This window comes from Streptosporangium sp. NPDC051023, assembly GCF_040689595.1.
Lineage (GTDB): Bacteria > Actinomycetota > Actinomycetes > Streptosporangiales > Streptosporangiaceae > Streptosporangium.
In genome coordinates, this window is record NZ_JBFBCE010000070.1 from 1 (window position 1) to 21,581 (window position 21,581).

Genomic DNA, 21,581 nt, shown 5'->3' on the forward strand with positions numbered 1-21,581 from the left:
AACTACAACACCCCCCCCCCCCCGGCCGCGCCCGGGCGCGCGGAAGGGACCGTCTCGTGGAGGGGGCTGTGTCGTGGAAGGGGCGTGTCGTGGAGGGGACGGTGTCCTGGCCGGACGGCACCGGCGCGGACACGGCCCGGCGCTCCCACGCGACACGTGGCGATTGCCGTTGCGATCCGGGGCGGCGCACACGTAATCTTCCGGCAACGCGTTGACGGAGACGAGTAGTCACCGACCAGGGCAGGCAGGAGAGAGCCGCCGGAAGCTGCGAAGGCGGACCCGCCCCCGGTGCCGAAGACCCTCCCGAGCGCGGGGAGGAACGGCGTCCGCGCCCAATGCCCCGCCGGTCGGCCCCCGTAACCGGGCCATTGAGGCCGCCGTCGTCACGGCGGCGGCGAAAGTGCGGTGGCACCGCGAGTTCCCTTCTCGCCCGCACTCCCAAGGGATCACCACTCACTGACCAGAGGTTTGTGATGATCTCCACACCCGCAACCGTTCAACCCGCCTGCCGGACCTTGGCCGCGGAGCTCCCGCGGCACATCGGCCGGCAGGTGACCGTCCAGGGATGGCTCCACCGCAGGCGCACCCTGAAATCCGTGGTCTTCCTCATCCTGCGGGACCGTTCCGGCCTGGTCCAGGCCGTGGTCACCGAGCCCGAGGCCATGGCCGCGGCCGAAGGCCACCCGGAAGAGACCGTCCTGCGGATCACCGGGACCGCGACCGCCAACCCCCAGGCCCCCGGCGGAGTCGAGGTGACCTCCCCGGAGGTTGCCGCCCTGTCAGGACCGGCGGAGGCCCCGCCGTTCGACCTCTACCGCCCCGCCGTCCCGGCCACGCTGCCGACCATCCTCGACCATGCCCCGGCCGCCCTGCGGCATCCGCTGCTGCGAGCCCCCCACGTCATCTCCGCGGCCTCGGTCGCGGGTTTTCGGGCGACACTGGACGCGCTCGGCTTCACCGAGATCCACACACCCAAGGTGGTGGCCTCGGCGACCGAGTCCGGCGCCAACGTCTTCGCGATCGACTGGTTCGGCACCCGCGCCTACCTGGCCCAGTCCCCGCAGTTCTTCAAGCAGGCCATGGTCGGTGTCTTCGAGCGCGTCTACGAGACCGGCCCCGTCTTCCGGGCCGAGCCCCACGACACCGCACGGCACCTGGCCCAGTACACCTCGCTGGACGCCGAGCTCGGTTTCGTCACCGACCACCGGGAGGTGATGGCCGTGCTGCGCGAGGTTCTCGCCGGAATGACGGCCGCCGTCGGGAACCGGGCCGGTGAGGCGTGCGCGCTGCTGGGCGTCGAACTGCCCGACGTCCCGGAACGGATCCCGGAGATCCACTTCGCCCAGGCCCAGGAACTCCTCGCCGCCCACACCGGTGAGGACCCCCGGGGCGAGCCGGACCTCGCCCCGGCCCACGAACGCTGGCTGTCGGAGTGGGCGCTGCGCGAGCACGGCAGCGAGTTCCTGTTCGTCACCGGTTACCCGATGGCCAAACGCCCCTTCTACACCCACCCCGAGCCCGGCAGGCCGCAGTACTCCAACAGCTTCGACCTGCTCTTCCGCGGCCTGGAACTGGTGACCGGCGGCCAGCGCCTGCACCGCCACGAGGACTACCTCGCGGCCCTGGCGGCCCGCGGGGAGTCGCCGGAGCCGTACGCCGGCTACCTCGCCGCCTTCCGGCACGGCATGCCGCCGCACGGCGGCTTCGCCCTCGGTCTGGAACGGTGGACCGCCCGGCTGACCGGGGCGGACAACATCCGCCGCGCCACCCTGTTCCCGCGTGACCTGCACCGCCTGACCCCGTGACGCGCCCGCGGCGCGGCCCCTTTCGAACACCACCGGAACGGGCCGCGCCGCCCGGCTGCTCACAGGCTTCCCCGTCGCCATTCGCGGCTCAGCAGGTAGCCGAGGTAGACGCCCCCGACGGCCAGCGTGTAGATGCCGACGGGCAGGTTTCCCGGGATGGGCGACTGCTGCGCGGCGAGGTCGGCGAGCACCAGCAGCAGCGCGCCGACCAGTGCGGCCAGTGTCAGGTGCGGGCCCGGCAGGCCCGTGAGCCGCCTGGCGATCTGCGGGGCGGTCAGCGCGATGAACGCGATGGGCCCGGCGACGGCGACGGCGCCCGCGGACAGGACGATCGACAGGACGATGGCGACCGCCCTCGTGCGCTCTGGGGCGGCACCGAGCCCGGCGGCGAGATCGTCCCCCAGCTCGGCGGCGACGAGGCGCCGTGAGATGAACACGACGAACGGTGCCGCGACCAGGAGGATCACCCAGATCGTGGCGGCGTGGTCCCAGGCCCGTGCTGCCAGGCTGCCGTTGACGTAGGCGGCGAGCACGGCGGCCTTGTCCCGTTCCACCGCGTAGACGACGTACTGGGTGAACGCCGTCGCCATCGCGTGGACGCCGATGCCCGCGACGATCAGGCGTCCGGGGGCGCGGAACCCGCTCCCGGTCGACAGGTGGACCAGCGCCATGGCGACCGCGCCGCCGGCGAGGGCGCCCGCGGAGGCCGGTAGCGCGCCGGGCAGGAGCAGCACGACGAGCGCGGCTCCCGCCCCGGCGCCTGCGCCGAGCCCGATCACGTCCGGGCTGCCGAGGGGGTTGCGGGTGACCGTCTGGAACAGCGCCCCGGACAGGCCGAGCGCGGCGCCGGTGCCGACGGCCACGGCCAGGCGCGGGCCGCGCAGGCGCTCGAGCACGAACGCCTGCTTGCCCTCGGCTCCCCCGGTGAGGGCGCCGGCGAGGTCGGCGAGGGGGATACCGAGCCGCCCGAGCGACAGCGTGGCGACGGCAGCGGCGGCGATGAGCGACACGATGACGATCGCGGCGATGACGGAGACACGCGAGACGGGGATCGCCACCGCGCGCCCGATCGTGACGAGGCCGCGCGGGGACACAGAAGGGGATCCAGAAGGGGACACGGAAGGGGACACCGAAGGGGACACCGAAGGGGGCGCGGGAGAGGGCGCGGAAGGGGGGCGCGTCATGCGAGGCCTCTCATCCTGCGTACGGCCAGCAGCAGCGCCGGCGCTCCGATGAACGCGGTCACCACGCCGACCATCAGTTCCTGCGGACGCAGGACGACGCGGCCCGCGACGTCCGCCAGGAGCAGCAGGCTGGGGCCCGTGATGGCCGAGAACGCGATCCGCGCGCGGAAGTCGGCGCCGGCGAGTGCCCTGACGATGTGCGGAACGGCCAGGCCGACGAAGGCGATGGGGCCGACGGCCGCGGTCGCCGCCGTACTCAGCAGTGTCGCCGACAACAGGCCACAGGAACGGGTCAGGGCGAGGTTCGCGCCGAGCGCCGTCGCGGCCTCGTCGCCCAGGGCGAGCGTGTTGAGCGCGGGCCCCAGGAGTACGGCGAGCAGCAGGCCTGCCGCGGCCAGGGGGAGGACCGAGAACAGGACCTCGAAGTCCCGTCCGCCCAGGGCGCCGACCACCCAGTAGCGGTAGCCGTCGAAGACCCGGGGCATGCTCAGGGCGACCCCCTGGACGTAGGCCGTCAGCACCGCCGAGACGACCGCGCCCGCCAGGACGAGCCGTAGCAGGCCTGCGCCGGAGCCCGTCGAACCGATGACGTGGACGAGGAGCCCGGCCAGGAGCGCTCCCGGCAGCGCCCACCACACGGTGGCCCACTGGCCGGACGCGCCGAGGAAGGCCGTCGCGGTGACGATGGCCGCGGACGCGCCCGAGGTGATGCCGAGGAGACCGGGGTCGGCGAGGGGGTTGCGGGTGACGCCCTGCATGAGCGTTCCCGCGACCGCGAGGCACAGACCGGCGAGCAGGCCGAGCGCGGTCCGCGGGTACCGGCTTTCGACGACCGCCGCGGTCTCGGGGTCCGAGGCGCCGGTGAGGACGCCGAGGACGTCCGCGAGCGAGGTGGGGCGGCTGCCGAGCGCGATGCTCGCGACCACGGCGAGCGCGAGCACGGCCAGTCCGATGATCAGGAGGCACGCCTGCCGGGCGGCGCCGGTGCGGGATCGGCCGGTGCCGCCCGGCAGGGGGCGGGTTGTGGTGCTCATCGAGGCGGGACGGTCGCCGTGCGATCTCAGCGGTCGACGGTCGCGACCGCCTTGTCGATCAGCGGCAGGTAGCGGTCGATGACCCACGGCACCGTGAGCGGGTTGATGATCGACGACGCGGTGACGAACGGGGTGTCGTCGCTGGAGACGACGCCGCCGCGCTTGACCGCGGGGATCGCCGCGTACAGCTTCTGCGCCTCGATCTCCTTGCGGGTCTTCTCGTCGGTGTAGAAGGTGAAGACCAGGTCGCTGCCGGCGAGCTTCTGCGCGTTCTCCAAGCCGATGAGGGCGGAGTCGGTGCCCTCGGTCTCCTTGAAGGTGTTCACCACGGGGTCGACGGTGAGCCCGAGGGAGGAGACCATCTCGACCCGCTGCTCCTCAGGCTTGAACACGCCGAGGGTTCCGGGGCCGCTGGTGTAGATGTAGGAGAAGGTGACGCCCTTGTACTGGGGCCTGGTCGCGGCCGCGTCGGCGAGCTGCTTCCTGATGTTCGAGATCAGCGTCTGAGCCTCCGCGGGCTTGCCGAGAGCCTTGGAGATGATCTCGATCTGCTGGTCCCAGTTCGTGCTCCAGGGCAGGTCGGGATAGCCGACGGTGGGTGCGATGTCCGAGAGGAGGGCGTACTGCTCCTTCGTGATGCCGGACCAGGGGGCGAGGATCACGTCCGGGTCGAGTTCGACGATCGTGTCGAAGTCGATGTCGTCGCCGCCGGCGAACTGCTTCGGCAGCGTGCCGCCCGCCTTGGTCACCGCCTCGTGGATCCACGGCAGGTAGCCGGTCTTGTCGCTGCCCCATGAGTAGCTCTCGATCCCCACCGGCGTGAAGCCGAGCGCGATGGCGGTCTCGGTCGACCCCTGCCCGAGGGTGACGACGCGCCTGGGCTGTTCGGTGATCGTCGCCTGGCCGAGCGAGCTGTCGATCGTGACGGGGAAGGCGGAGGTGCCGGTCTTCACCGGTGCGGCGGCGGGCTTCTCCTCCGGGGTTGAGCAACCGCCGAGGGAGAGGGCGGCCGTGGCGACGATCGCCGAGAGGGTGAGCGCATGGCGGCGCACGCGGGTGAGACTGAACGGCATGGGTGTTCCCTGTGTTTCGTGGAATGCGCTGTCGCGTCCCGGCGCCCCGAGGAACCGGCCCTGGATCGGGCGGCGGGGGAGACGGCGGAGCGCAACGCGAACGTTGAAAGTGGAGCACAACGCGAACGTTGAAAGTTAGGTAAGGCTAGCCTATGTATTTTTTCGCCTTCGGGTCGCCCCCGTGTTACGCGTGGGGCCCTGGGGCCGGGCGGGGTGCCGTGGACCAGGCCGGGCGTCCTCGCGCCGCCGTACTGGGAACACCGGCCGGGTCCGGATCAGTTAGAAGATCGGAGCTACTTCGGGCGTGTGGGACGGACCTCGGGAGCGTGGGCGGATGGCGGGAAACAGGTCGGTTGGGCGTCTGCTGGCGGGCGGGCTGGCGCTGGCCGCGGCGGGCTGGGTACTGCGGGACGTCCCGGCCGCTCTCGGCGGCAGGGCCGAGGGCGAGCGGCTGGCGCGGATGCGCCGCTCGCCGCAGTTTCGCGACGGCGCCTTCTACAACCCGGTGCCCGGCGCGGAGATGTCGCCGGGCGCTCTGCCCAGGCTCCTCGGGAAGCTGATCTTCGACCGTGACGGGCGGCGCCCGTCGGGACCGGTCCCCCTGGTGACCTCACCCGCCGTCCCCCCGTCCGCGAACGGTCTCAGCGTCGTCTGGTACGGCCACGCCACGACGCTGGTCGAGATCGAGGGACGGCGGGTGCTGTTCGACCCGGTGTGGAGCGACAGGTGTTCCCCGGTGCCGCTGGCCGGGCCGAGGCGGCTGCACCCGCTGCCGGTGCCACTGACCGCCCTGCCCGCAGTGGACGCCGTGGTGATCTCGCACGACCACTACGACCACCTCGACATGGCGACGGTCCGTGCGCTCACCGTTCTGCAGAGCGCCCCCTTCCTGGTCCCGCTTGGCATCGGCGCGCACCTGGAGCGCTGGGGCGTGCCCCCCTCGCGGATCGTCGAGCTGGACTGGGAGGAGGAGACGCGGGTCGCGGGCCTACGGTTCGTCGCGACCGCGGCCAGGCACTTCTCCGGGCGCACCCTGACGCGCAACACGACGCTGTGGGGCTCCTGGGTCGTCGCGGGGAAGGACCGGCGGGTCTTCTACGCGGGAGACTCCGGATACTTCGACGGCTACGCCGCGATCGGCGCCGCGCACGGTCCCTTCGACCTGACGCTCATGCCCATCGGTGCCTACAGCCCGAGCTGGCCGGACATTCACATGAACCCGGAGGAGGCGGTGAACGCCCACCTCGACCTGGGCGGCGAACTGCTCCTGCCCGTCCACTGGGCGACCTTCAACCTCGCCTTCCACCCGTGGGCCGAACCCGTCGACCGGCTGTGGCGCGAGGCCAAGGCCAGAGACGTCCGGCTCGCGATCCCCCGCCCCGGTGACCGCGTCGACGTCGGCGACCCGTCCGCGCCGGACAGCTGGTGGGAGCTGTTCGGCGCCTGAGGCCCCCGCGGGCGCCCGGCGAGCCGTCATCCGGCGTCTCGGGCGGCCACGCGGGCAGGGCGACGGTCAAAGGGCGGCCTTTCTCGTGCTCACCAGATACTCCTCGACACGCTGCCGGTCCGGCTCGGCGGGAAGCGCGTCCCCGCCGTCCAGACGGGCGATCAGCTCCTCCCGCCACCGCTGGACCTCGGCCCAGGGCGTCTCGCCCCGCCGTACGGCCAGCAGCCGGTCGCGGTAGTCGTCCATCCGCACCAGCGGCTCGCCGTGGCGGACCAGATGCAGGCCGCTGAGCAGCAGCCTGATCATGTGCATGGCCTGCTTCCACCGGGGACGCTCGGGGTCCAGGCGGCGGAACTGGGCGTCGGCGTATCCGGCGAAGGTCTGGCGGGCACGTGCGGACAGGAAGGCGTCCCGGATCGCGAGCAGCTCCGCGCCCGCGGGTGCGGTGTGCTCGACGATCGGTGACCACAGGCACTCCAGGACCGTCGGGTTGGCCTCCATCGCGAGGCGGCAGAACCGCTCGACCTCCCAGGAGAACTGCTCGGGCAGCGGCCCCTCCACGTGCGTCGGAGGCTTGGCGAGCCGCCAGAACAGCGGGGTCGGCGCCACGAAGACCCCGCGCCGGTCGACGTCGGAGTCCTCGGTCTCCAGCCCGTATGCCCGCGAGCCGGTCACCACCGACAGCACCAGATGATCCGGGACGAACCTTACTTCCATCCGCTCAGCCTGCCAGTTCCCCGCGTCCGCCCGACACGGGTTTTCCCGCAGCCCGCTCTCCGCCGGCGGCTCCGCGGCGCTTGGTCCGGCGGCCGGGACCGGCGGGGGGAGAGGGGAGCGCACCTCTGATGAGGGCGTTCTCCGGGCCGTCTCGCCGAGGGTCTGGCAGTCCTCCTCTGGAATGGTCCAAAACCTCTGATACAGGTGATGTCTGGCTTATTGCTGAGAATATGATGGACCACTGTTTACCGATCTACGGGCCGGTGGTGACCATGCTTTCGGGCGGGACGGCCGGTGTGATCCACCTGGGGGGACAGTGCCGGGTTTCTTCGTGCGTGCGGTGAGGTCGCCGGACCAATGAGCGCCTCCACGAGCACCGCGAGGACCGCTCTTTACGACTACGAACGGTTCAGCAGGCTGGCAGGCCCCATGACCGAGCCGGAGCCCGGCGAACCGTACCGGGTCCGTTATCGCTCGCTGCTGTCGGGCGAGCCGCACCGGGTGCGCGCGGCGCTGCTGATGGTCGCCGCTCTCGTTGTCGAGTTCACCCTGATGGTGTGGTTGCTGCTGCCCGAGCACTGGACGGTCCGTCCCGACCCCTACGGCGGGCTTCCGTGGTACCTGCCGGTCGCTGACCGGGCCATGCTCGTGGCGATCGCCATGATCGAGCTGTTCCGCCTGGTCAGCGTGGTGTCCAACGTGCACGCCATGCTCGCGGCCAGGGACCCCCTTCCGGTCACGCCCGAGCCTGGCAGCAGGGTCGCCTTCATCACCACCTGCGTGCCAGGCAAGGAGCCCCTCGAGATGGTCAGGGAGACCCTGGCCGCGGCACTGAAGATCCGCCACGACGGAGTCCTCGACGTGTGGCTGCTGGATGAGGGCGACGACCCCGACATCCACGAGCTCTGCGACTGGCTGGGCGCGCGCCACTTCACCCGCAAGGGCGTGCCCGAGTGGAACCAGCCGAAGGGCTCCTTCAGGGCGAGGACCAAACACGGCAACTACAACAGCTGGCTGGCGGCCCACGGCGACGACTACGACTTCTTCGTCTCGGTCGACACCGACCACGTGCCTCTGCCGGAGTTCTGTGAGCGCATGCTCGGCTACTTCCGCGACCCCAGGGTGGCCTTCGTGGTCGGCCCCCAGGTCTACGGCAACTACACCGCGGGGGTCACCAAGGCAGCCGAGAGTCAGCAGTTCCTCTTCCACTCCCTGATCCAGCGCGCGGGCAACCTGTACGGGGCGCCGATGTTCGTCGGGACGAACAACGCCGTACGGATCAGGGCACTCAAGCAGATCGGCGGCCTGTACGACTCGATCACCGAGGACATGGCCACCGGCATCGAGTTCCATCGCGCCCGCGACCCGGAGACCGGGCAGCGCTGGATGTCGGTCTACACGCCGGACGTGCTCGCCGTCGGCGAGGGACCCACGTCGTGGACCGACTTCTTCAGCCAGCAGCTGCGCTGGAGCCGCGGCACCTACGAGACGCTCCTGACCCAGTTCTGGCGGGCGGCCTTCCGCCTCTCACCCGGCAGGCTGTTCAACTACACGCTGATGGTGACGTTCTACCCGATGTCCGCGCTCAACTGGCTGCTGGCCGGGCTGAGCGCCGTCCTCTTCATGGCGGTCGGCGGCTCGGGCGTGACCGTGCCGATGGACATGTGGCTCATGCTGTACGGCGACGCCGCGCTGCTGCAGGTCATGCTCTACACCTGGAACCGCAGGCACAACGTCAGCCCGCACGAGCCGGAGGGCTCCTCGGGGGTCGCCGGAATGGTGATGTCGGCCCTGTCCGCGCCGATTTACGTGGCATCGCTGGCCGGAGCCGCGCTGCGGCGTCCCAGCCGGTTCGTGGTCACCCCGAAGGGCGATTCGGCCAGCCCCGACCGGATCGCCACCTTCCGCATCCACCTGTGGTGGGCCGCGCTCTTCGGCGGGGGACTGCTGCTCAACGTGTTCTGGACAGGTCACCTGCATCTGGCCATGAGCCTCTGGGGGATCCTCGCCCTCGTGATCTGCCTGGGCCCCCTGGCGACCTGGGCGTGGACAGGAAGGGGGAACCGTTGAGCAGGCTGCGCAAGAACCTGGCCGCCGCCGTCGTCGTGGCCGTCGTCGTGGGCGTCAACCTGCCCGCCGTCTCCGGGTTCGCCTACCGGGAGTGGCACTACCACCAGATCAATCAGGACGACTATAAGGCGAGCCACGGCCACTGGAGCTTCCTGAAGGTCCCTGATGAGTTCAAGGTGAACGCCATCCACGCGGCGCTGCTGCACACCGGCAAGGTGCTCATCGTCGCGGGCTCGGGCAACAACATCATCAACTTCGCAAAGGGCACCTTCAAGACCCTTCTGTGGGACCCGGCGAAGCCTGGACAGCCCGGCGAGTTCAAGCTCATCGACACCCCCGTAGACCTCTTCTGCTCCGGCCACGTGATGCTGCCCAACGGCAACCTGCTCATCGCGGGCGGCACGCTGCGCTTCGAGCAACTCAAGGACAAGGTCAAGCGGGCCGCGGGGCCGCTGGTGGTGAAGAACGAGAATCCGCACATCACCAAGCACCTGCCCGCGGGCACGCTGGTCGCCGCCCCGGACGGGCGGCTCTACCGCACCACCGCCGACATCATGGTGCCGCCCGCAACGAAGACCGAGACCGGTGTGCGCGGCAGGCCACGGATCAAACCCAGCGAGACCAAGGTGTTCGCCGAGTCCGTCACCGAGGGCGCGTCCGGCGTGCTCACCGGGCCGGACGGCTCCGTCAAGTACCAGATCCAGGGGCTGACCACCGAGCGGGAGAAGCGCAACCTGTACGCCATGGGTGGCGGCATGACGCTCAACAAACAGGACTTCCAGGGCATCAGGGACGCCTTCGAGTTCGACCCCGTGGCCGAGCGCTACATCAGGGTCCAGGACATGACCGAGGGCCGCTGGTACCCGACGCTGACCGGCCTGCCGGACGGCAGGGTGATGACGGTCTCGGGGCTCGACACGGTCGGGCAGGTCACCAGGGACAACGAGATCTACGACCCGCGGACGAAGAAGTGGAGTCCCGGCCCCAGGCGCTTCTTCCCCACCTACCCCGCGCTGTTCCTGCTGGACGACGACACGCTCTTCTTCTCCGGGATGAGCGCGGGGTACGGCCCCGGCCAGCTCTCGATGCGTCCCCCCGGCGTCTGGGACTACCGCCACGACACCGACCACCTGATGCCGACCACCGGTGCGCCCGGCGGCCTCGCGCCGGACGAGATGGAGGCCTTCACCCCGGTCCCCGGCCTGCCCGAGCCCGAGCTCAACGAGACCGGCGCCTCGGTGATGCTGCCCCCGGCGCAGGACCAGAAGATCATGGTGATGGGCGGGGGGCCGGTCGGGGAACGCCAGCCCGGCCAGAAGAACGCCACCGACCGGACCGCCATCGTCGACTTCAAGCAGCCCGCGCCCCGCTACGTCCGTGGCCCGAACCTCTCCCACCCCGTGCGTTACTCGTCGGCGGTGCTGCTTCCCGACGACACCGTGTTCTCCTTCAACGGATCGAGCGACTACCGGGGCAGGAACAACAGCAACGTCCTGCGGGCCGAGGTCTACGACCCGGCGGCCAACGCCTTCCGTGAGGCCGCCTCGCCCGAGGTCGGCCGCAACTACCACGCCGAGGGCCTGCTGCTGCCCGACGGCAGGGTACTCAGCATGGGCTCCGACCCGCTCTTCGGCAACGGGGAGGGCTCGATCCCCGGCAGCTTCGAGCAGCGGGTCGAGATCTACACCCCCACCTACCTGCACAACGGCGAGCGGCGCCCGGAGTTCACCGGCGGCCGACTGACGGTGAACCTGGGCGGCAGGGCGGGCTTCAAGACCCCCGACGCCCAGCGCATCCAGAAGGTGCGCTTCATCCGGCCGAGCGCGGTCACCCACGTCACGGATGTGGAACAGCGTTCCATTGAGATCGACTTCACCCGGGTGCCGAGCGGCATCGTCGTCACGCTCCCGGCCAACCCCGCGCTGATGCCGCCCGGTTGGTACATGATGTTCGGGGTCACGGAGAAGGGAACCCCCTCCCAGGCCCGCTGGGTCCAGGTCCTGGATGGCCGAGTCCGAGGAGTCCGATGAACAGGTACGGCCGTGCCGCCGCCGCCCTCGCCCTCGCCGTCACGGTGACGGCGTGCACGGGTGACCCCGCCCCTTCGGCGAGCCCGGGCCGGTCCGCGGGACCGGCCTCCCCCGCGGGGATCCGGTTCTACGTCGACGGGGAGGGCGCTGCGGCCCAGGAGGTCCGCAGACTGCAGCAGGAGGGCAAGACGGAGGAGGCGGCGCTGATCCGCAAGATCGCTGACCGCCCCAACGCCATGTGGATCGGCGACCCGGACCCGTCGGCCAGGGTGGCTGACATCACCGAGAAGGCGCGGCGCGCGGGCCAGGTGCCGGTCCTGGTGGCCTATCACATCCCCGACCGCGACTGCGGCCAGTTCTCCGCGGGCGGTGCCGCCAACCCCGACGAGTACCGGGCCTGGATCCGCCGTTTCGCCGAGGGCATCGGGGACAGGGCAGCCTGGGTCGTCCTCGAACCGGACGCGCTGGCGCACATCCTGGACAACTGCACCCGCGGTGGTCAGGCGGCCGAACGGCTCGACCTGCTCAGGGAGGCCGTGGAGACGCTGAAGAGGCAGCCGGGCACGAGGGTCTACCTCGACGCGGGCAACGCGGGCTGGATCAGGAACCCGGGCGACTGGATCGACCCGATGCGGCGCGCCGGGGTCGAGAAGGCCGACGGGTTCGCCTTCAACGTCAGCAACTTCTTCACCGTCGAGGAGAGCGTCGCCGTCGCCGGGCGGCTCTCCGATGGGCTCGGCGGGGCGCCGTACGTGATCGACACCTCACGCAACGGCAACGGCTCGCCCCGCGACGCGCAGGGCGACGACGCCTGGTGCAACCCGGCGGGCAGGGCCCTGGGCGCCGCGCCGACCACCGGCACGGGCCGCGAACGGGTCGACGCCTTCCTGTGGGTCAAGCGGCCCGGTGAGTCCGACGGCGAGTGCCACCGGGGCGAGCCCACGGCAGGGGCGTGGTTCCACGCCTACGCGCTGGAGCTGGCCCGCAACGCGGGATAGTCACTGAATTCGTTACCTCCCGGATCTTGCAAGTGAAGTTCTCCTTGCAGGAGATTGACAACTGTTGTCAATCTTCATCGACCCTTCGGGAGTCCCCCTCGATGAACAGATGGAAGACAGTCCTCATCGCCCTGGCGGTCGCCGTGCCCTCCGCTGCCCTGCCGGCCTCGGCCGCGGGATCCGCGCTCGCCCCGATCGAGAACGAGGAGACCCAGCCGGTCTACTCGCGCGCCGACGCCCTGACGGAGACCGTGTTCGTCGAGGTCGCCGGGGTCGACAGTGACCGTGACGGCAAGCCCGACCGGGTCGCCGTCGACATCATGCGGCCGAAGGAGACCACCTCCGGGCTGAAGGTGCCGGTCATCATGGAGTCCAGCCCCTACTACGCGGGCACCAACACCGTGGACAACCACGTGGTCGACCTCGACGGTTCCGACCCCTCCGGCATGGAGTACCGCCGCAACAAGCTCGACGACCTGAACGAGACGTTGTTCGGCCGTGAGGAGGGCTCGAGTGCCTCCCGCGCGGTCGCGCCGCCCTTCCGCGGCTACTACGACAACTACTTCGTCCCGCGCGGCTACGCCGTCGCGCTGGTGGAGAACCTCGGCTCAGGGCGGGCGACCGGCTGCCCGACGACCGGCCTGGAGAACGAGACCGCAGGGCCCAAGGCTGCGATCGACTGGCTCAACGGCAGGGCGCGCGGGTTCGACGCCTCAGGCAGGCAGGTCCGCGCGGACTGGTCGACGGGGAATGTCGGCATGATAGGTGTCTCCTACAACGGCACCCTCGCCAACGCCGTCGCCGCGACCGGGGTCAAGGGCCTCAAGACCATCGTGCCGATCGCAGCCATCTCCTCCTGGTACGACTACTACCGCGCCAATGGCGGGGTGGTCGCCGCAGGCGGCTACCAGGGCGAGGACGCCGATATCCTGGCCAAGTATGTCCTGACCAGGCAGAACGCCGAACAGGCCTGCGGTGAGCTGATCAAACAGCTCGAACACGACCAGGACCGGGTGACCGGCGACTACTCCGCCTTCTGGGACCGGCGCAACTACCTCAACGGCGTGCGCAACGTCCGCGCCGCCGTCTTCGCGGTCGCCGGGCTCAACGACTGGAACGTCAAGACCAAGCAGACCGTCCAGTGGTGGAACGCCCTCGCCCGCCAGGGTGTGCCGCGGAAGATCTGGCTGCACCAGGGGCCTCACTTCAACCCCTTCTCCTACGCCCAGCGCAACGCCGAGTGGCTGCGTCAGCTGCACCACTGGTTCGACTTTCACCTGTACGGCCTGCGCAACGGCATCCTGGACGAGCCGCAGGCGGACGTCGAGTCGGGGCCGGGGCAGTGGGCCCAGCACGCCTCGTGGCCGCTGCCCGGAACCCGTGACGTGCGGCTGAACCTCGCCGCGGGAACGGGTGGTGAGAACGGCACGCTGGGCTGGAAGCAGCCGCGTGGCCGCGCCGTCGAGTCCTTCACCGACCAGAACGCCCGCACCGCCGAGCAACTCGCGGAGAACGTCACCGCGACCGACCCGAACCGCCTGGCCTACCTGTCGGAGCCGGTGGCCAAGGATGTCCGCCTGTCCGGCACACCGGACGTCACGGTCAGGGCCGCCTTCGCGGCGGGGCGCTCGCCGTACCTGACCGCGCTGCTGGTCGACTACGGCACGGACACCCGTGCCACCGGCGACCTGGTCTTCGGCAACACCCCGGTCTGCTACGGACAGGGGGTGCCGGGCGACACCGGATGCGCCTACCTCGCCGAGCACGTCACGGCGACCGCCCCCTACAAGATCATCACCAGGGGCTGGATCGACGTCCGCAACCGCAACTCCGCCTCCAGGACCGACCTGCTGAGGGAGGGCAGGTTCTACGACTTCGACGTCGACCTCCAGCCGAGCGACTACATCGTCAAGGCCGGTCACCGGATCGGCGTCGTGCTCATCTCGACCGACCACGACTACACCCTCCGCCTCCCCGCGGGGACCAAGGTCTCGGTCGAGCCGGGCGCGAGCTCGGTCCGGCTTCCCCTCGTCGGTGGCCGTAACGCCCTCGGCTGACGGCGACGACGGTGAGCGTCTCCCGGCCGGAACCGCCCTGCAGGCCGGTCGCGGTGTTCTCGGCGGGACCCGCGGGGCCTGCGGGGCCCGGCTGGGAGGCGCTCACTGTGCGCGCGTACGGCGTGCGCGGCCGTGGGGAAATCTCTCCCGGCATCCGTTGACCTTCACATTAATGTGAGGCTTTAGTCTCCTTCTCGCCAGAGATCGACAGTTGAGCGGGCGAAGGAGTCGGTTATGCCGGGAGCGGTGGTCATCGGGGCGGGGCCGGGGATCGGGCGGTCGGTCGCCTTGCGGTTCGCCAAGGAGGGCCTGCCGGTCGCCCTCGTGTCACGTACCGAGGAGACGGCGCGTGCCGTGGCCGAAGCGGTCTCCGGCGCCGGTGGGCGGGCCGTTCCGCTAACCGCCGACAGCGCCGACGAGACGGCGCTGCGGGCGGCGCTGGACGCGGCGGCAGCCGAGCTGGGGCCGCCGGACGTCGTGGTGTACAACGCCGCGATCATCCAGGCCGACTCGCCCGGCGAGCTGTCCGCGCGCGCCCAACTGGACGCATGGGCGGTCAACGTGGTGGGCGCGCTCACCGCGGCGGCGCACGTCGCGCCCGGGATGGCGCAGCGCGGAAGCGGCTCGTTCATCGTCACCGGCGGGATGCCCAAGCCGAAGCCCGACTACGTGAGCCTCTCATTCGGCAAGGCCGGGGTGCGAACGCTGGTCACCCTGCTGGACCTGGAGTACGGGCCCTCCGGGGTCCATGCGGCCACGGTGACCGTGCCGGGTGTCGTTGCCCCCGGCACGGACTACGATCCGGACGACATCGCCGAACACTACTGGCGGCTGCACACCCAGCCGCGGGAACTGTGGGAGCGGGAGGTTGTCCACGGCGGCTGACCCGCGCCGCCGACGCCGGAAGCCGTTCCCGAGCGGCTCGCCGCACCGTGTTTTTCCAGCAGGGACGCCCCGTCCTTCAGGGCGGGGAGGATGTCAGACTCCGTCGACGATCAGCCGCTCGCTGACGGTGTTACGGATCCGCAGAGGGGCGATCCGCTGGTATTCGGCGGAGTCGTTCCACGCGCGGGCGGCCTCGAGGCTCGGGAACTCGATGATGACGATCCCGCCGGAGACCTGGTCGCCCTCAAGGACCTCGACGGCCCCGCCTCGCACGATGTAGCGGCCGCCGTACGGCTCCGTGGTCGCCGAGACCTTGGAGCGGTACTCGGCCAGTTCCTCGGCGTTGCCGGTCAACTGCACCTTCGCGATCATGTATGCGGTCATGTGCCCCACGGTACCGGGGTGTGATCCGCACGTCCTCGCCCAAGAGGAGGAAACCGCGTGGATCACACCCCGGACAGGGGCGGCCCGAATCGGGCCCGCGCTTGTGTGCCGGGGGGGGCAGACGCCCAGGGCCTGGGTGGCGAGCGCGGTTCCCTGAACCCGGGCGGCGATTTTGGCGAACGCGGTCTCGCGGGAGGTCGAGGTGTCGTCCGCGAAAGGGATGACCGCCCCGTCGGGGGTGAGGCCCTTCAGGCCGGTGAGGGGGTAGGTGGCGAAACTCGGCTTGGACTGCTCGCCGTCGACGAGGACCGGAGAGCCGAGCTGTTCCAGCCGCGTGATCGTGTCGGTGACCGCCTCGGTCTGCCGGGCCGCCAGCTCCCCGTCGTCGATCCGGCCCTCGGCGTGGTCGGCCAGCGCGGTCAGCGGAGCGGGCGGTCGGGGATGCTGCCGATTGGTTCGGTAGGGATCTCCATGCCGTGAGCGTAGATAACGGTCCGTGCTTCATCAATCACTCGCGGGTGTGGAACGGCCACTCCGCAGAGGTGGAACATCCGCTCGCGGGTGTGGAACATCCCCCGCCCTGACCGGCGCCCGTCTCGGCCGATCGCTTACCTCACTGCAAACGGCGTGAATTATGTGGTTATAGGGTCCATTGTGGTCAAGGGGAACCGTGGTATTAGGACGCACGTTCTAAGTCTTGATCCACTAGCCATACAACGGGAGCGACGATGACCTACCCCCCACCCGCGAATCAGCCCCCCGCCGGAGGGCCGGGTGCGGGACCACACCCGACGCAGGGCGAACCGTGGCCGTCCCAGCCTCATTGGGAACAGCCGTACCAGCAACAGCCCTATCAGCCGCCGCAGCCTTACCAGCCGCAGCCCCAGCAGCAGCCCTATCAGCCACAGGCCCATCCGCCGCAGGCGTACCCGCCCCAGGGATACCCGCCCGCGCAGCACCAGCCGCCCGCCCAACAGGCGTACCCGCAGGGACCCCAGGGCTGGCCACAACCCCCGGCCCCGCCCCAGCAGTTCCCGCCCCAAGCCTCGCAGCAGGTCCCGCAGCAGTTTCCGGCCCCGCCGTCCCAGTCCCCGCCCGCACGCAGGACGGGGCGGGTTGTCGGCGGAGTTCTCCTCTGCGGGTTCGGGTTGCTCGCGGCGCTGGGCGGCGGCGGGCTCGTGGCACACGCGGTCTCCAACAGCAGGCAGGAGATCACCGACAAGACGTACATGCGAGATCTGTGGCGCAACCTGCCCGTGGAGACGGTGTTCCCCGCCTCGATCGGGGTGCACGACCCCGAGAGCGAGTCCAACGCCGAACGCGGCTGGAGCAGGGTCGCGGTCTCCCAGGACACCTCCTGCAAGACGGCGCTGTCCGGCAGCCTCGCCGCGACGGCGGCTCAGCGCGGCTGCATTGCGGCGGTGCGGGCCACCTATCTCGACCCCACGGGCGGGACCGCGGCTACCGCCGCCGTCATCGCCTTCTCCAGCGAGGACGGCCGTAAGGACCTCGACGCGATGATCACCGAGACTCAGCGGGAGAAGCACGGGGCCGACCAGGCGGTGCACGCCCTCGCGGCCCCGGGCCTGTCCTGGAAGGACGCCTTCCGCGCGGGAAGCGGGGGCGGCCAGGTGTTCGCCCCCTACGTCTCCCTGCTCGTCGTGGTCACCTCGGGCCCGGCCGACGGCCGCAGGGCGGGGCGGCTGCCCGAGCCGTGGGGAGGGCGGGAACTTCAGCAAGAGGAGGACCTCCAACCGTGGGCGGAAACCGCGAATGGGCTCGCCGAGACCCTGGCCGCGCGCCTGGGCGCCGAGGCCGTGAAGGTGCGCGCATGATCCGCCGGACGCTGACCGTCGCCCTCCTCGGCGCCGTCCTGTTCTCCGGTACGGCGGCGCCCGCGCTGGCCGAGGCACCGCACGGCTGGGAGCTTCAGGTGATGAAGGTGGCCGCGGCGCAGAGCCTGTCCCAGGGCAAGGGGGTCACGGTCGCCGTGCTGGACACCGGCGTCATGAAGGAGCATCCGGTGTTCAAGGGCCGTGTGACCGCGGGGCCCGACTTCATCGGCGGCGGAGCCCGGCCCGGCCAGCCGTACTGGGGAGAGCACGGCACCGCGATGGCCTCCAGCGTCCTCGCCGTCGCCCCGCAGGCGCACGTGCTGTCCGTGCGCGTCATCTGGGATCACCTGGACCCCGCCAGGAAACGGGCCGAGGAGGCGGCGAAGGAGGGGGACAAGGCGGCTGAGGAGGAGAACCGCAAGAGGGGCAACGCGCTGGCCAAGGGCATCCGCTACGCGGTGGACAAGGGCGCCAGGGTCATCTCGATGTCCCTCGGCACCGACGAATGGTCGTGGGCGGGCTACGAGAAGGACACCGCGGCCGCCGTCGACTACGCGGCGAGCAAGGGCGTCGTGCTGGTGGCCAGCTCGGGCAACGGCGGCTCGACCGACATCCTCGACACCGACGCCAACAACAGGGTCTCCTATCCGGCGGCCTTCCCCGGCGTGATCGCGGTCGCCGCTGCGGGTCCCGACGGAGGCCGGGCGAAGTTCTCCCAGGTGCACACCTACACCACGGTCGCCGCGCCCGGTGTGGACATCTACGCCGCCCGTAACACGGGCGGCTACGAGGCGGGCAGCGGCACCTCGCCCGCGGCGGCGCTGACCTCGGGCACGGTGGCGCTGATGCTGTCCCGCAATCCCAAGCTGACCCTCAGGCAGATCCGCGACATCCTCACCCGGACCGCCATGAAGCCGCCCGCGGGCTACACGGTCTTCCTCGGCCACGGGGTCGTCGACACCGCGGCGGCGGTGCGGGCCGCGGGCTCGCCGCCGGTGTCGAAGGCCGCGGAGTACAAGGGCAAGAAGTATCTCGGCGGCGGTCCGGTCGGCTCGCCCGTCACCCACCCGCCCATCGACTCCACCTTCCTCGTCGTCGGCGGATCGGGGCTCGGTGTCGGGCTGCTGTGCCTGGTCGGTGCGTTCTTCCTGTTCCGCAGGCCCCGCCGGGCCCGTTGACCCGCCCGCGCGGGCGCGGCCGGTCCTCTCCCGCGCCCGCGCCCGCGCCGGGTCCCGTTCACGGCGGCGAGCCGGTGTTTCCCGGTGGGGGTGAAGCGGGGGGTGACACGGTCCTGCCGGTCGTCAGGTCGACGATGCGGCCGCTCCTGCCGGTCGCGGTCAGCGCGGCGGCGAACAGGACGAGCTGGTTGAGGATCTTGAGGAAGACGAGCATCGCGGCGGCGCCCGCCACGACCTGGTAGGCGGGGTTCGCCGCGGTCATGCCGATGTAGAGCTGACCGAGGGTTTTCAGTATCTCCAGGCCGATGGTGATGAGCAGCGCGGGCCCCAGCACCCGGCGCAGCGGCAGCCGCAGCCGCGGAGGCGCGCTCAGCAGGGCGATCGCCAGCAGGGTGTTCACGCTCACGCCGATCAGGAACGCGGCGGTCGACAGCAGCCACTTGGCCGGGGCGTCGTCGGTGCCCACGGTGTGGACCACCAGCCAGTTCAGTATCTCTCCGGTGACGAACGCCATGGCGAGCGTCACCGAGAGCAGCAGCCCGAGCCCGGCCAGCACTCCCAGATCGATGAGCTGGCGCACGAGGAGTCTGCCCGGATACTGCTCGAGGCGCCAGATCGCCCTGATCGCGGAGCGCAGTGTGTCCATCCAGAACAGGCCGGTCAGCGGCAGGCCGACAAGAGCGATCACCCCGGCCGTGCTCTGCGCGTCGCGCAGCGCGGCCACGTCCAGACGGGGGAAGTTTCCGCTCAGATAGTCCTGTACGGCCAGCAGTACCTCAGGCGTGTCCAGGACATGCCCGATGATCGCGAAACCGAGAAGCCCGAGCGCGAAAACGGCGAAGAACGAGTAGTAGGTGAGCGCGGCGGACAACCGGCCGCCGTCCACCTGGTCATAGCGCACGGCGGCACGCACCAGATGGTCGAGCCAGCCATGGCGGCGGCGAGCTCGCGCCCACACCGCCGAGATCCGCCCGGCGAATCGCCCGGTGAAGCTCATGGCCGTCATGGGGAAGCCCTCTACCCCGCGGCCGAGAGGCGTATCGCCCGCTGAGGGTGGAGGAGGCGGGCGGGCGGTCTCACGCCCCGCCAAAGGCGGGGGGTGACGGAACGCGACAGGATCATCCCGGAAGTCTGGCAGAGAACCCGAGGCCGCCCGCAACCCCGGCCGGCGACCGGGCCGGAAAGACCGGGCACGGGCTCGCCTGCTTCACGGCCGGGCGGCCGGGCACGGGCTCGCCTTTCACCCCGCAACGGCCCGGCGCGGGCCGCCCCGCCTCACGCCGGGGAGGCAGGGCCGGGCTCGCGGTACCCCAGGCGCAGGCGCAGCCAGGTGACGAGGCGGGTGTCGGGATCGGTCAGGTCGAGGCCGTTGGCGGCGAGCCTGCGGATCCGGTAGCGGAGCGTGTTGGGGTGCACGCCGAGACGCAGGGCGGCGGCGCGGACGTCCCCGTGACATTCGATCCAGGCCAGCACGGAGTCCGTGACGTCGCGCGGTGCCGGATCGGCCTCGTGCAGGAGCAGGCCGGGACGCTCGTCGAGCAGCGAGCGCAGCTCGATGAGCGTCGCCGCGGCACGGACCTCGTCGATCGTGGCCACGGCCGTCCCCGAGGCCCGCAGCGCGGCCAGGGTCAGATCGGCCTGGTGGCGGGAGCGCGGCAGGTCGTCCGCGCTCACCCGGCCGCCGACGGCCGCCGCCAGGCGGCGCCGCAGGCCGAGCTGCCGGGTCAGATCGGAGGCGATCTCCCTGAGCGCCGCGAGGTCCGGCGTCGGCATCAGGCAGTAGACGGTGTCGTGGCGCAGCACGCACGCGGCCGTCCGCCGGTAGGCGTCGAAGTAGGTGGCGACGCCGTCGAGGAGGTGCTCGCCGAGCGGGGTGTCTCCGGCGGACAGTTCGGCGACGGCGAGCACCGCGACCCCCGAGTCGGGGTCGAGGCCGAGGCGGCGGCAGGCCGTTCGCGGATCCCTGCCGTCCAGGGCCTGCCCGACCAGCTCGCCGCGGCGCTCGCGCTCGACGGTCCTGGCGGTCCGCGCCCGTAGCAGGTGCGCGCCCGCCAGCCGGGCGAACTCCTCCACAAGCACCAGCTTGTCGTCGGAAAGCTGGTCCCGCCCCTCGAGGACCCACATCATGCCGAGAGGCTCGGGCCCGCTGCGGATGCCCGCGCCGACCCGCCAGATCGTGTATTCGGCGGTGTCGTACGGCGCGTTGGTGAGGAAACGCAGCGCACGCCCGCTGGTCAGCAGCAGCCGCCGGGTCTCCCGTGGCGCGTTCTTGGCGGGCACCACCCTGTTCAGGATGACGTCCCGCTGCAGGTCGTCGTTGACCTGGCCGGGCACGGCGGAGTAGGCGAGCAGCCGCCACTGCGTGTCCACGATCCCCACGGGCCGGTCGAGCGTCTCGGCGACGGCGTTCACCAGCGCGTTCAGGTCGCCGACCGGGACACTGCCGAGGTCCCGGCTCGGCGCCGTGACCAGGCTGTCGCCCAGCAGGACCGCGTCCTCGACCAGCGTGTGCAGATGGCTCCAGGACATCGCCGACTCCAGCGTGACCAGGGCGACGCCCGCCTCGGCCGCCGCCTCCGCCAGCGGCGCGGCGCTCGCCGCGTCGGACCGGAGCACGGCCGCCGCCGCGCCGGCCAGCCCACGGATCGTCTGGGCCGCGCCGGGCGTCCCGGCGGTCAGCCCGACGAGCAGCACCATCGCCCCGGCGCGGGGTGGCGCGGTGCTCAGCGGGTCGTGGATCGCGGGCCCGGCGATCGGCACCTCGAGGCCGCGTGGCGCGGCGACGACCGTCACGTAGCCGGTCCCGATCCGCTCGACCACCTGTGCGAGCGATGGTTCGAGGTATTCGACCTGATTCATCCGTGAAGTATCGGCCAAGGGGGAC

The 21,581-nt window shown here is 71.1% G+C and carries 16 protein-coding genes; 9 read left to right on the forward strand and 7 right to left on the reverse strand.

Features of this window, described 5'->3' with window-relative positions; translation table 11 throughout:
- Positions 1–473 precede the first annotated feature (473 nt).
- Positions 474–1,805, forward strand: coding sequence for an aspartate--tRNA(Asn) ligase (gene aspS / locus AB0395_RS34545; protein ID WP_366288211.1), 1,332 nt, complete (start codon positions 474–476; stop codon positions 1,803–1,805).
- A gap of 59 nt (positions 1,806–1,864) precedes the next feature.
- Here aspS and AB0395_RS34550 read toward each other — a convergent pair whose 3' ends face one another.
- From AB0395_RS34550 to AB0395_RS34560, 3 genes are all read right to left on the reverse strand, one after another.
- The gene (locus tag AB0395_RS34550; RefSeq protein WP_366288212.1) at positions 1,865–2,899 is read right to left on the reverse strand and encodes an iron chelate uptake ABC transporter family permease subunit; all 1,035 of its coding nucleotides are present in this window, start codon (positions 2,897–2,899) and stop codon (positions 1,865–1,867) included.
- Between the two features lie 86 nt (positions 2,900–2,985).
- Positions 2,986–4,023: an iron ABC transporter permease gene (locus AB0395_RS34555; protein ID WP_366288213.1), complete on the reverse strand. Its 1,038-nt coding sequence runs from the start codon at positions 4,021–4,023 to the stop codon at positions 2,986–2,988.
- 26 nt (positions 4,024–4,049) lie between these two features.
- Entirely contained in the window at positions 4,050–5,096 is a 1,047-nt protein-coding gene (locus tag AB0395_RS34560) for an iron-siderophore ABC transporter substrate-binding protein (RefSeq protein WP_366288214.1), read from the reverse strand.
- 334 nt (positions 5,097–5,430) lie between these two features.
- On the opposite strand from AB0395_RS34560, the gene AB0395_RS34565 reads away from it, so the two are divergent.
- Positions 5,431–6,543 (forward strand): MBL fold metallo-hydrolase, encoded by a 1,113-nt coding sequence (locus AB0395_RS34565; RefSeq protein ID WP_366288215.1) that lies wholly within the window; start codon positions 5,431–5,433, stop codon positions 6,541–6,543.
- A gap of 66 nt (positions 6,544–6,609) precedes the next feature.
- Here AB0395_RS34565 and AB0395_RS34570 read toward each other — a convergent pair whose 3' ends face one another.
- Positions 6,610–7,260, reverse strand: coding sequence for a nucleotidyltransferase domain-containing protein (locus AB0395_RS34570; protein WP_366288216.1), 651 nt, complete (start codon positions 7,258–7,260; stop codon positions 6,610–6,612).
- A 357-nt stretch (positions 7,261–7,617) separates the two neighbouring features.
- On the opposite strand from AB0395_RS34570, the gene AB0395_RS34575 reads away from it, so the two are divergent.
- From AB0395_RS34575 to AB0395_RS34595, 5 genes are all read left to right on the forward strand, one after another.
- Positions 7,618–9,330: a cellulose synthase catalytic subunit gene (locus AB0395_RS34575; protein ID WP_366288217.1), complete on the forward strand. Its 1,713-nt coding sequence runs from the start codon at positions 7,618–7,620 to the stop codon at positions 9,328–9,330.
- Positions 9,327–11,360, forward strand: a complete 2,034-nt coding sequence (locus AB0395_RS34580) for a galactose oxidase-like domain-containing protein (protein ID WP_366288218.1) — start codon at positions 9,327–9,329, stop codon at positions 11,358–11,360. Before AB0395_RS34575 ends, AB0395_RS34580 begins: the two co-directional genes overlap by 4 nt.
- Positions 11,357–12,358, forward strand: a complete 1,002-nt coding sequence (locus tag AB0395_RS34585) for a glycoside hydrolase family 6 protein (RefSeq protein WP_366288219.1) — start codon at positions 11,357–11,359, stop codon at positions 12,356–12,358. Before AB0395_RS34580 ends, AB0395_RS34585 begins: the two co-directional genes overlap by 4 nt.
- 101 nt (positions 12,359–12,459) lie before the next feature.
- A complete protein-coding gene (locus AB0395_RS34590) occupies positions 12,460–14,415 on the forward strand; it encodes a Xaa-Pro dipeptidyl-peptidase (RefSeq protein WP_366288220.1) in 1,956 nt (651 codons plus the stop codon).
- 234 nt (positions 14,416–14,649) lie between these two features.
- Positions 14,650–15,300, forward strand: coding sequence for an SDR family NAD(P)-dependent oxidoreductase (locus tag AB0395_RS34595; RefSeq protein WP_366288221.1), 651 nt, complete (start codon positions 14,650–14,652; stop codon positions 15,298–15,300).
- Between the two features lie 93 nt (positions 15,301–15,393).
- Here AB0395_RS34595 and AB0395_RS34600 read toward each other — a convergent pair whose 3' ends face one another.
- Complete coding sequence (locus AB0395_RS34600; RefSeq protein WP_366288222.1) at positions 15,394–15,684, reverse strand: DUF1330 domain-containing protein; 291 nt, start codon at positions 15,682–15,684, stop codon at positions 15,394–15,396.
- Between the two features lie 728 nt (positions 15,685–16,412).
- Here AB0395_RS34600 and AB0395_RS34605 point away from each other — a divergent pair.
- Together AB0395_RS34605 and AB0395_RS34610 are read left to right on the forward strand one after the other, a co-directional pair.
- Entirely contained in the window at positions 16,413–17,519 is a 1,107-nt protein-coding gene (locus tag AB0395_RS34605; protein WP_366288223.1) for a hypothetical protein, read from the forward strand.
- Positions 17,516–18,697 carry a S8 family serine peptidase gene (locus tag AB0395_RS34610; protein WP_366288224.1) on the forward strand — a complete coding sequence of 394 codons (1,182 nt, stop codon included), beginning with the start codon at positions 17,516–17,518 and terminating at the stop codon, positions 18,695–18,697. Before AB0395_RS34605 ends, AB0395_RS34610 begins: the two co-directional genes overlap by 4 nt.
- A 58-nt stretch (positions 18,698–18,755) precedes the next feature.
- Here AB0395_RS34610 and AB0395_RS34615 read toward each other — a convergent pair whose 3' ends face one another.
- Together AB0395_RS34615 and AB0395_RS34620 are read right to left on the reverse strand one after the other, a co-directional pair.
- On the reverse strand, positions 18,756–19,703 hold the full coding sequence (locus tag AB0395_RS34615) for a YihY/virulence factor BrkB family protein (protein WP_366288225.1): 948 nt from the start codon (positions 19,701–19,703) through the stop codon (positions 18,756–18,758).
- A 269-nt stretch (positions 19,704–19,972) separates the two neighbouring features.
- Entirely contained in the window at positions 19,973–21,556 is a 1,584-nt protein-coding gene (locus tag AB0395_RS34620) for a helix-turn-helix domain-containing protein (RefSeq protein WP_366288226.1), read from the reverse strand.
- Positions 21,557–21,581 lie beyond the last annotated feature (25 nt).